A 12,237-nucleotide genomic window follows, 5' to 3' on the forward strand; every position below is an offset into this window, starting at 1 on the left:
ACGTATATTCGCAAAGTCTGTACTGCTTGTATTGCAATTTACTAAGAATACCAACTTAAAATAACCCAAAAAATATAATTTACCCTTGATTTTATGAAAAAATATTGGACTTACGGAGGATTGTTAATCATTATCTGCATTGCTTTCTGGATTTTCAGCGGAAATGACTCTCTAGTTCAGGAAAATGATAGGCTGGAAGTAGAAGTAGAAGAAATCATACCAGAAGAAGAAAACTTATTGTACGGGATTAATGTAGATGATTTGGACATTGTTGAGGGTATAGTGGAGCGAAATCAAACCCTGTCGACACTTCTTGCACCTTTCAATGTACCTTACCAGATCATCGATGAGATTGCAAAAAAATCCAAGGCAATTTTCGATGTTAAAAAAATCGCTTTCAATAAAAAATACACCGTATTAACACCAAAAGACTCTTCTCAAGCTCAATTTTTTATTTACGAGCCCAACAGAACAGAATTTGTCGTTTTTAATCTTGGACAACCGGCTATTTACAAAGAAAACAAGCCGATGGAAATCAAGAATAGAGAAATAGGAGGTACAATTTCTTCCTCCTTATATGTAAATATGACCGAGCTAGGATTAACGCCAGATCTTATTGACCAATTTGCTGATTTGTACGGTTGGGTAGTAGACTTTCAAAGATTACAAAAGGACGACAAGTTCAAAGTCATTTTTAAAGAGCAGATTGTAGATGATCAAATTGTAGGCATTGAGGATATAGAAGCGGCTTATTTTGAGCACATGGGACAAGGTTACCATGCTATTCCTTTCGAACAAAATGGCATTATTTCTTATTTTGATGAAAAAGGTAACAGTCTTAAAAAGGCCTTTCTAAGGGATCCTTTGAAATTTTCAAGAATAAGTTCAAGATATAGCCTGAGCAGATTTCACCCTGTACAAAAAAGATACAAAGCCCATTTAGGAACTGATTATGCCGCCCCTAGAGGTACAGAAATTCGTTCTGTAGGTGATGGAACCGTTCTTGAAGCAACTTACAGAGGGGGCAATGGGAATTTTGTCAAAATCAGACACAACGGAACCTATACCACCCAATACCTACACATGTCCAAAATTGGTAATGGCATCAAAAAAGGCACAAGGGTAAAGCAAGGTCAAGTAATAGGCTATGTAGGAAGCACCGGCTTGGCAACTGGTCCTCACCTTTGCTTTAGATTTTGGAAACATGGCAAGCAGGTTGACTGGTTAAGAGAAGAAATCCCACCGGCAGAACCGATTGCAGAAGAAAATAAGCTGGCATTTGAACAGGTAAAATTAGAGAAGATCAACAAGCTTTCTTCTATCAATTATACTGAGGTTTTACCTCTTCTCACCAGTAATTAATCTTTTATTAAGTCAATCTAAAAAAGTTTAAAAAATACCCAGTATTCGAATTTATTGTCATTCAAACAGGGTGCCCAAAATGGGGAAAGTACCTTCTATTAACTGATTAAACCACTTCCAAAGGACGGAAAGGAATTCCTAATGTAGTGTCCGGGAAGGGGTAATGTAGTTCTATTCTTACTTTTCAATATATTATCAAAAAATATAGATGAAACCTAGGGTGCTTTTAATTAATAATTACTCAATGGATCGGGCTTATTCCCTTTGGGAAAAAGGCCAGAGTGGCAGCCATCATGTCTGGGGAAAAGTTGAACTTGACCAAAGAGGGAAGGTAGAAATGATCGTTTTCCCCCATGAAAAATATAAATTTCTAAATAAGATTGGAAAGTTATTTGGGATAGGCCATTTGGATCAGCAAATCAGAGTTTTGTTAAATCTTAATAGCTTTGACATTCTGTATTCTCCCTATTCAAAATCAAACACCAAATTATTACTCATTTTAAAAGCCATCGGTTTATTTAGAAAGCCTATGGTGGTCACTATCCATCAGCCTTTCTGGATGGGTAAAAATGAAAATAAAATCTTTCGCTGGTATGCCAAAAAATACATTCTAACCTACGATGCCTCCATTTTTTTGAGCAAGCCACTTTTAGACAAAACCATCAAACGCTTAAAGATTCCAGATAAATCAAGTAAGGGAAAATTCAGCTTGGCACAGTGGGGCCCTGACATCACCTATTATGAGCGTTATTGTTTGAAGCGAAAGCCATTTGAGGAATGTGAATTCTTTATCAGTGCAGGTCATACCGATAGGGATTTCGAGACCCTGATAGAGGCATTTAGAAGCCTTGATTATAAATTAAAAATTTTTTGTACGCCAAAATCAATTCCAAAGACTGTAGATTTACCTCCCAATGTTGAGGTAAATTCGCAAGTCCTCACTTTTCACGATTTGATCCCTTTTTACCAAAGGTCCTTAGCCATATTAATACCACTTAAATATCCACACTTTAAAGAAGGATGCCAGGGAATGACCAGCATACAAGATGTTGTATCATTTGGTAAGCCCATGATAATGACAAGAAACCCATGTTTAAATTTAAATGTTGAGAAGGAAGGAATTGGTTACACGGTAGCCATGTACGATATCGAAGGGTGGAAAGAAAAATTAAAAATATTGAAGGAAAATAGGGACATTTGGAATGAAATGGGTAAAAATTCACAGTTGACTTTTAAGCAAAAGTTTAATTCTGAAATCTTTGCTTCCCATCTCGAAAAGATCTTTCTATCCACCTACAAAAATAAAAAGGGTTGATAAATTCCACCTCTATTTTTTTATGCAATTAGAGGAGGTAATAGTAAATAGGTACACTTCAATACATAAATGTAGGTATTTAGGCAGAAGATATGGATAACATCAGCTTTTCTAAGGAAGAACTAGCAAGGTATAACAGACACATCATTATCCCGGATTTCGGAATAGAGGCACAAAAGAAACTGAAAAAAGCCAGGGTCTTGGTCGTAGGTTCAGGAGGATTGGGAAGCCCCTTACTACTGTATTTGGCAGCAGCGGGGGTAGGAACAATTGGCATCATAGACTTTGACATTGTAGAAGACAGCAACCTGCATCGACAAGTGTTATTCGGTGTAGATGAGATCGGTTTACCAAAAGTAGAAGCTGCAAAAAAAAGAATAGAGGGCATCAATCCTTATATCACTATTAATGCTTACAATAAGAAATTAACCAGTGAAAATGCTTTGGAGTTGATTTCTCAATACGATGTAATAGCAGATGGAACTGACAATTTCCCCACAAGGTACCTAGTTAATGATGCTTGTGTATTGTCAAATAAAACGAATGTTTATGCCTCAATTTTCCAATTTGAAGGACAAGTCTCTGTTTTTAATCATTTCGATGAAGGTGTTAGAGGCCCCAACTATAGGGACTTGTACGAAACCCCTCCACCAGCAGGCCTTGTTCCTAGCTGTGCAGAAGGCGGGGTCCTAGGCGTTTTACCAGGCATCATAGGAAGCTTGCAGGCCCTTGAAGTTATAAAGGTGATTACGGGCGTAGGTGATGTGCTCAGCGGAAAACTATACACTTTTGACGCTCTATCCTTTCAGGCACATACATTCAAGCTGAAAAGGAAAGAGAGCAATCCTTTGAATGGCGCAAATCCTTCCATTACTGCTTTAATAGATTATGATCAGTTCTGCAATATTGGCAATGAGCAAAGAAACATTAAGGAAATAGATGCTGATGAGCTGAACGCCTTAATCGAAGGGGAAGAGCTGTTTCAGTTAATAGATGTTAGAGAACAGCATGAGTTTGATTTAGAAGATATCGGGGGAGAATTAATTCCTTTAGGCGCGGTTTTAGATAAGGCAGACAAAATTAAGCGGGACAGAAAAGTAGTAATTCACTGCAAAATGGGAGGAAGAAGTGCCAAGGCTATTCGTGATCTTGAAGACCGATTTGCCTTTGACAATTTATACAACCTAAAAGGTGGAATAAACAGTTATTTAAAACAATACAAACCAAGATAGACCCAGGTATTTGAATATGACCTGAATTGCCCCTCACTATTTAATTCCAATAATTTATGCACTTACAATACGGATATATTTGATAGGCATCCAAAGCAGATATTTAGTTAAACCCGAAATATGCAATAGACATTCTATTACATATTTCGGGTTAAAATAACAAACCCCTCAGTATTTGATTACTGAGGGGTTTGTTTTTAATAAAAGCACAATTTCCAAAATTGGAATTGCTATTCTTCTTTCTTAGACCAATTCTTGTTTAGTTTTGGTAAGCTAAGCTCAGTGCGACGATTGAGTTGGTGCATTGAAGGTGTACAAGGTTTGTCTCCGCAGTCATTAACCGGTTTCTCTTTGCCGAAAAACTCATAGACCATTCGATCTGAAGCGATTCCCTTGTCTTCAAGGTATTTTTTCACAACCAAAGCTCGTTTTTCAGATAACTTTTGATTGTAAGCATCGCTGCCTCTATTGTCTGTATGCCCTTTAATTTCCAGTCTTCTTTGGAGCATTTCTCTTAGCAATAAAGCTACTCTTTCTAAGGCCATCATGTCCTCACCATCGAGGGTAGCTTTGTCAAAACCAAAGTATATAGTAGGCAATTCTACTGGCAACTGCACATTACTTATATCACATAGATCAAGGTCAGCCATTTCAGGCGGAAGGTTATATGCTTTTCCTTCCTCTGGGAAAGCCAATAATAACAACTCCGTACGCCTATTGACCTGATGTTTGTTTTCTGGACAAGGAACACCATCTCCACAGTCGTTGGCAGGTTCTTTTTCCCCAAACCACTCTGCTTCAATTCTAGATCTTGCTATTCCGTATTTACCTAAATAATCTCTTACCGCATCTGCTCTTCTTTCACTAAGGGCCTCATTGTAGGCATCACTTGCACGTGAATCAGTATGAGAACGAACAGCTATATTCAAAAATGAGTAGGACTTCAAAAGCTCTGCAACTTTATCTAGGGAAGCTTCCGCATCCTCTCTTATTGATGAATCGTCTAAATTATAAAACACCAAATCAACGTAAGCAGTGGTATTATAAGGAATACGTACCATTTGATAGGTCTTTTCAAGAGAAGCATCTTTCAGCCCTTTGGTGCTCAATTCCTTGTCATGAATGGTGAAGTATCCTTCTTTCTTGATTACCAGTTCCAAATCTTCTTCAGGTGCTATTGATGCTTGTAGTTTCCCTTTCCCATCTTGCTTTACATCCACTATGGATCGATCCGCACCTTCCATAAGGTTAACCTCAAATGTGCCTGTCAATTGCTCACCATTACAGCCTAAAATCAAAGCCTGGAAATCTTTGTAAAGTGTTTCAACTTCAAAAATATCATCCCATCCTTTACTTTCAGGCCTGTTGGAGGAAAGGATGGTTTTATTATCAGAGGTAATGAAAAACCCGAAATCATCTTGTGGTGAATTATATGGAACGCCAAGATTTTTTAAGCCTGAAAAACCATTTCCTGAAATATTGGTTTCAAACAAATCAAGACCGCCTAAACCAAGATGCCCATCAGACGCAAAATACAGTTTGCCTCCTTTAATATAGGGAGCGCTTTCATGTCCACTTGTATTTATCTTATTGCCTAAGTTTACCGGGGCCTGAAATTCAAAATCATCATTGTACTGCATATAATACAAATCAAATCCACCTAAGCCTCCATCCATGTCGGATGAGAAATACAGACGTTTGTTTTTTTCATCCACAAAAGGATTGCTTATTCCATATTCAAGAGGAGCGTTAATAGAGAGACCATTAAAATCGATCATTTGGCCTTCCTCGTCCATTCGGCTAAAATAAACCTCTGAATTGACCTCATAACTTCCCGATTCTCTGATATCTCTTGTCACCGTATAAAAGATCACGGGACTCTCTTGCAGGGCAAAGGGATCTGTTGCGTGAAAAACATTGGGAACAGGAATGGTCAATGGCTCAATTTCGCCAGAATCATCCATTCTGTAAATTCCCAAAAAGTCTCTTCCGGTCCAGTCTGATTCCTTATTGTAATATTTATAACTCTTGACAATTCTTATTCCTTTTTTATTTCGGTCTGATTTACCTCCCCTATCGGAAGAAAAATAAATGTTCCCTTTACTGTCTTTTGTAAAGCCAAAATCAGCACTAGAAGTATTGACACCATCAACCCCTATTACACCTGCATTGGCTTTGGTCCCATACCAGTGTTTTAAAGAGTCAAGGTTAAGGTTTTGAATTGCGGAAGAGCCTTTTCCATTTAATGAGTCCAATGCAGCAAACACAGCATCTCTTTCCCCTGCCTGATTAGCAGCAGCGATATAGGACAACCAATCCTCATTTGAAGCATCCGAAAAGTCTACTACCTTTTTCCACCAATTATGGCTTTGTTGGTAATCTCTCAAATAGGTGAAGCCTTCTGCAGCACCTTTGGCAGCCTTATAGGTAGCTTTCTTATTGTAAGCTTTTGCATAGCCAGTGGCAGCTTCGTAATAATTTGATTCCGCAGCTTTTTGCTGGGCATACCTCAACAGGCCGTTTTGTGCCTGTACTTGGCAGACCAAGGCACTGAATAAAATTACAGGCAAGAAATAAATAAAAATCTTTTTCATATTTAGAACCATCTTGGGTTTTTCATATTCACTTTTCTTGGGGAGATATAATAACCTAAAGACATCTCATGGCTATTGTTTCTCAGACCATTAAGGGCATTGGTTTGTACATCATAAGCATATCCTAGTCTGAGTTTTTCTGTAGCAAACAATTCAAGTATCAATGCTACAGCATTTTTGGAAGAGAGTCCTGAAGGCAAATCAGAGGCACCAACTTTTAAATTGGTACGGTAAGAAGCTCCTGCCCATATTCTATCCATAAATAAAAACATCCCATTTAGGTCAAGGTTGGTTGGTCCGCTTCCCCCATTTCTCATCAGAAAGGATGGCTTGAACTTAACATCATCAGATAGAGGAAACAAAGCGCCTGCAGTCAAGTAATAGTGGACATTGTGATAAGCCAAAGCAATTGCTTCTTTTTCCAGGCTTTTCTTACCTACTAAATTATACGCGCTGAATCCAGCATAAAAATTGGGGTTGTGAAAAAAGATACCCGTATTTAGGTTGGGCGTATAAACGTTGATCCTTCCTTCTGGTAATTCTCCATCACCGAAATCATTTGGGTCAAACATGCTCCCGTCAATGGCATATTCTGAAATTCCTCCACTGACACCGATTCCCAAAAAGGATTTATCTCCAGTTTGAATTCTGTAAGCATAAGTCAATAAACCGGTATTGGTTTTTGTTGGCCCAACTTCATCTGACATAATAGATACGCCAAAGCCCATCAAACCTTCATTGGCACTTAAATCTGCGGTAACCGTAAAAGTGGTTGGTGCATCCGGTAAACCTCCCCACTGACTCCTGTAGGTAGACTGAACATAATGTTCCCCCTTGTATCCTGCATAGGCCGGATTTACATGTAAGCCATTAAACATGTATTGGCTAAACTGGGGCAACTGCTGGGCTTCTGAGCCAATTATCCCAACAGCAAGCAATATCACCAAAAATCCAAAAACTCTAAAAATATTCTTCATCGAACTTATTATTTTAATGCTGCTACTATACACAAGATCACTATTTTATGACTTGAAGCCAACCTTTATAGGTCTGCTCCTCACCACTATTGTCCGTGATCACTAAGACATAAAAGTAAGAACCCGAATTTAGACCTTGTGCTGCCCAATCATTTCTGTAATCCTCTGATTCGAAAACATGGTCACCATTTCGATTGAAAATAGTCAAAGCACTTTTTGCAAAATTCTCTATTCCTTTAATTTCAAAAGTATCGTTCTTTCCATCCAGATTTCCTGGAGTAATCACGTTAGGTACAAAAAACCTAATGATCTGATTGATGTCACTGGCATCCTGATTGGCAGAACTGTTGTCCTGATCATCTGGCACTTCTATATTCACGGTATTGGTAACTGTACCTACACCTGCGGCCTGCACCTTGATGACATAAACCATTTCTTGGCCAGCAGTAATAGAAGGTATAGTCCAACTTAAGGTATTTCCAGAAAGTGTTGCTCCTGGATCTGTACCGGTAAAGCCAATGTAGGTTACATTTACTGGCAATTGATCACTGACCTTAACATTCTCGGCTGAGCTTTGACCATTGTTACTTACCCGAATTTCATATTCGAATTCGTTGCCTTCATAAATGGCTTTGCCAAAGGAGGTTTTTGACACACTAATGTCTACTGACTTGGCAACCACCGTTACTGGAGAAGCAGTAACTTGATCCGTGAAATCACCGATACTTATCGTAGCAGTATTAATTTTTTCACCTCTTTCAACACCCATTGCTTCAATTTGGAGGTTTAAAGATTCTCCAGATGCCAAAGCTGAAATCACCCAGTTGCCTTCAGAGTCCTGTGCTGGGACTGCTCCCATATTTAACAAACCGGCTGGAAGTGGGTCTGCCACCAAAACATTGGTCAGATCAAAATCTGAATTATTGGTTAGTTTTATCGTGTAGGTAACTAACCCTCCTATTTGAATTTGGGAAAGGTCTGATGTTTTGCTTAATGCCAGCAAAATCGGCCTTACCAAAACACTCACTTTGGCTTGATCGCAGAATAGTCTATCTGCATTCTCACAAATTTCATAGGTAAAGGAATCATCTCCTGAGAAATTGGTATCAGGAGTATAGGTGACTACACCACCATTGCCAATAACAATGGAACCATTGCTCGGATCTGAGGTGATCAACAATGTTTCCTCTAGAATTGCACCTGCATTGGTAAAATCATTGTCCAAAACTGGAATATCAATTGCTACATTTTGATTGGTAACCACATCCTCATCCTTGGCTTCCAATTTAACATCTTGCAAGCTAAATTTAATTTCTCCTTGATCCTTATTGGTTGGGTTTATGGTTTCTACAAGATCATATAACAGAACATAGTCCCCTTCAGGTAAACCTGTAGGCAAGGTAAGTACCCCCTCTTCTGAGAGAGTTACGCCCGCAAGGCCATCATTATCTGTCAATATTGCATGAACCCTATCTGTAGTTACAGGTTCATTATTCAAAAGGTCATTACCCAATACATTCCCTACATCTCCAGCTCGATTTAAATTTATAGAACCGAAGCTATCATCCAAAGCTTCCAATACGGTAGACTGAACAGAAATTGATACCGTAGCCTGATCACATTTCCCTGGGTCAGCTTTATCACATATTTGGTAAACCAATTCAAAATCACCAGCAGGAATTCCTTCTATTATATTAATAGTTCCATCTGCATTCAATACTACTTTACCAGCAGAGTTATTACTTACTATGCTAAGGTTGACATTGTCTATCAATGCTGGTAATCCGTTTAGCAAGTCATTGTCCAATACGTTAATTACAGTCTCTTTACCAAAACTATCATCAAGTTGGATCAAATCATCATTAGCAATAGGAATGTATTCAATGACTTCAACGGTTACCTCTGCCTCATCTGAATCGCCTCCACCCGTTGTGATCTTATAAACCATTTTGTATATGCCCGGGGCAGTATTTGGTGGCACATCTACCGTACCATCAGGATTCAAAGTGACAGTACCGGCTGGAAAAGGAGTCACTGTTTCCAAAGTCACATCAATTGGATTCAATGGAAAACCGTTTAACTCATCATTGTCGTAAACATTAATTACTGCTTCTCCTCCTAATTCACTATTAACTCTTTCCGCTAAATCCGGGGTAGCGGAGATTGCATTGACAAAAAATACAAGTTTTCCGTCAGGTTCATTCACTGCAATAATTCTTATACCAAAAATGGGTTCACTTGACTCAAAAATTGCTGGAGAAAAAAGCACCATATATTGGGTTTGGGTAGGGGCATTGGTAACATGGTTAATACCAGTATTCCATTGATAGCCTCTAACCTGGATAACCTTAGCTCCTTCTATAGGTTTTCCTTCCCTATCCAGTGCAATAAAATCTGTTGCTGAATTACCATTCCTTTCTGTATACAGTAAATACCCAGATGTAACAACCTGATCCTTGTATTCCAGGTCTACAAATGCTTCACCCTGAGGAATGGACGGTTGACCATTAATATCCCAGTAAGATCTAATATCAGGAGTTGAGACAACCATTTCCAAGCTACTCAAAAAGTCAGCTTCCCTATGTGTAGTAATACTATTGTCAGAGTGTACGATTTGAACTGCCTCCGATCTGATAGCTTCTGTACCAATTACCGGATTTGGATTTTCAACCACTGGATTTCTGGTGGTAGCAAAGATTACTTTATCACCTCCAATCTTTATTGAGCTAATTACCACTGGCACATCTGCCGGGCTAGGGTTTTCATTCCCATCGGGTGAAGTTTGAACCAATTCATTCCCTTCAATAAGGTATTTTACTTCCTCAATGAGGATATTATTTTCTGTACCCGTAACAGTTACTGTTTGGGCTGAAACCTGCCCCACAATTGAAACAATAAATAATAAAATAAAAGGGATAAACTTAATGGTCTTTTTAAAAAAATAATGAAGACCAAGCTGAACCAATAAAATTAATCTTTTCATATAAAATTAAACTTAAAAACTAGTCATAACACTCCTATGTAAATCAAAAGAATAAAATAGTCTCCAAAAATAAGACTTTTATTTATATCTGACAAGGGCATGAAAGCCCCTAACTCACTAATTCATATAGTTTTTTAAAATGATTTTAATTTAAAAAAAACCAAGTAGCTAATAAAAAAGCCACTTGGTTTTTAAAACAATAATCAATTAATAAAACAGGAAAAATAATAACTCATTCTATTTCATTATTATACTGGCAATACTACTTATTTCGCATTCAACAACATCTTATCCTCACGATAACCTTTCTGATCTTTGTACCAGTCTGGATAGGCTTCTCCACCTGTAGCTGCCCATTTATAAAACATATTGTATCCTGTAGTTATGCTCTCTTTGTTCATCATATAAGGAACACTTTCGGTTACATTAAGTCCCCAAGGAAGTCCATTGTCTTTGCCTTTGTAAAAAGAGTTATCGTCTCCGTTAGAATTGTCCTGTTTTGTTCCGAATAGAGATTTGTCCACATGCGCCGTAGGCCTTTTTCCTGGAAGATGCACTTCAACACCACGTTTCTGATTAACTATAAGGAAAGGATTGAAACTATCCATCGTCAAGTCACTAAGCATTACTGGTTCTTCCCTGCTCCTAGTTGTTACAATTGGGTCATTAAGGTACAATGTGATACGCATTTTCTCAACAGACTGCATTGGGAATTTGGGATCTGTATTGATGCCTACTGATCCTCCACCAGGGTGGGTAAGCACATTGTCAACATCATCAAAAGCAATTACAGTAGCATATTCATTTCCTTCTTCAAGTCCATTGGACATGAATTTATGAATGGTATTGGACTTAATTTTGGAACCTTCTACCTTATAGATCTGACCAGGACTAATGCCTGTAAACTCTATTCCAAAGCCATTAGAATATCCAGCCCCTGCTGCTCTAGGCAAGAGATCTATCTGTACTTCTACAACCTTACCATCAGCATCTGTAATCCTATTGATCATATAATCCAATACCAAATCATTGAAATCATAATCTCCAGTAGCTGGCCACAAGTCTTCAAACATTAAAGTTCCAGGTCCTTCAGGCGTAAGGTAATTGTTGTAGGCTTTGTATTTATCCTCTGGATAATCATCTTCACCATCAATCACACCATCACCGTCTGTATCTTTTTTCTCTCCTTTTGGAAAGCAATTCGAAGAAGGGTCTGAATAATATTCGCCAGGAATTTCAATATTATCAATTGCCATTATGACATCCTCACCATAAACCATAAAAACAAGGTGAACTTTTCCTATCGCACCCTCCATGTCTTTGGAGATTTTAAAGTCGGCTTTTTTCGTTTTATCCTTATTTTTACTACCATAGTTGACTTCATGGTAACCTAGGTATTCATAATCTGTACTTTCTCCTGTTTCCTTATTATCTTCATCAAATGGAATATAGAAAGCATATACTATTGCCTCTTTCACCTCGGAATAAGGCGTCAAATCCATATAAATTTTACCTTTTTCAAATTTCATCCATGGAGATTTTATATCCCCGCGACTCCCATCACTACTTCCTTTTGTTATAAAGCTGTACTTTCCATCAGTAACATAATCCGACTCATCAGTCAGAGAAATATCATAAAAATCCCAACAGGAGTAATAGTAATCTTTCAAGCTGCCCAATTCCCCATCATTAGTGACTACGGTCTCGGCAAAAGACTGATAACTAACCAATCCCAACAGGTAACAAAATATTAATTTTTTCATTGTATTAATAG

7 protein-coding genes are annotated in these 12,237 nt (G+C 38.1%); 3 read left to right on the forward strand and 4 right to left on the reverse strand.

Annotated features, from left to right (window positions below):
• The first annotated feature begins 93 nt into the window (after nt 1-93).
• From CA2015_RS06170 to moeB, 3 genes are all read left to right on the forward strand, one after another.
• Nucleotides 94-1,362: a M23 family metallopeptidase gene (locus tag CA2015_RS06170; protein ID WP_048641118.1), complete on the forward strand. Its 1,269-nt coding sequence runs from the start codon at nt 94-96 to the stop codon at nt 1,360-1,362.
• Between the two features lie 244 nt (nt 1,363-1,606).
• Nucleotides 1,607-2,677 carry a glycosyltransferase family protein gene (locus CA2015_RS06175; RefSeq protein ID WP_048641119.1) on the forward strand — a complete coding sequence of 357 codons (1,071 nt, stop codon included), beginning with the start codon at nt 1,607-1,609 and terminating at the stop codon, nt 2,675-2,677.
• A 92-nt stretch (nt 2,678-2,769) separates the two neighbouring features.
• A complete protein-coding gene (gene moeB / locus CA2015_RS06180) occupies nt 2,770-3,909 on the forward strand; it encodes a molybdopterin-synthase adenylyltransferase MoeB (RefSeq protein WP_048641120.1) in 1,140 nt (379 codons plus the stop codon).
• A 230-nt stretch (nt 3,910-4,139) separates the two neighbouring features.
• Here moeB and CA2015_RS06185 read toward each other — a convergent pair whose 3' ends face one another.
• From CA2015_RS06185 to CA2015_RS06200, 4 genes are all read right to left on the reverse strand, one after another.
• Nucleotides 4,140-6,503, reverse strand: a complete 2,364-nt coding sequence (locus tag CA2015_RS06185; RefSeq protein ID WP_169786465.1) for an OmpA family protein — start codon at nt 6,501-6,503, stop codon at nt 4,140-4,142.
• A gap of 2 nt (nt 6,504-6,505) precedes the next feature.
• On the reverse strand, nt 6,506-7,480 hold the full coding sequence (locus tag CA2015_RS06190; protein WP_048641122.1) for a PorP/SprF family type IX secretion system membrane protein: 975 nt from the start codon (nt 7,478-7,480) through the stop codon (nt 6,506-6,508).
• 40 nt (nt 7,481-7,520) lie between these two features.
• Nucleotides 7,521-10,463: a T9SS type B sorting domain-containing protein gene (locus CA2015_RS06195; protein WP_048641123.1), complete on the reverse strand. Its 2,943-nt coding sequence runs from the start codon at nt 10,461-10,463 to the stop codon at nt 7,521-7,523.
• Nucleotides 10,464-10,729: 266 nt separating this feature from the next.
• Nucleotides 10,730-12,226 (reverse strand): LruC domain-containing protein, encoded by a 1,497-nt coding sequence (locus CA2015_RS06200; protein WP_048641124.1) that lies wholly within the window; start codon nt 12,224-12,226, stop codon nt 10,730-10,732.
• Between the last annotated feature and the right edge of the window lie 11 nt (nt 12,227-12,237).

This window comes from Cyclobacterium amurskyense (genome assembly GCF_001050135.1).
GTDB lineage: Bacteria > Bacteroidota > Bacteroidia > Cytophagales > Cyclobacteriaceae > Cyclobacterium > Cyclobacterium amurskyense.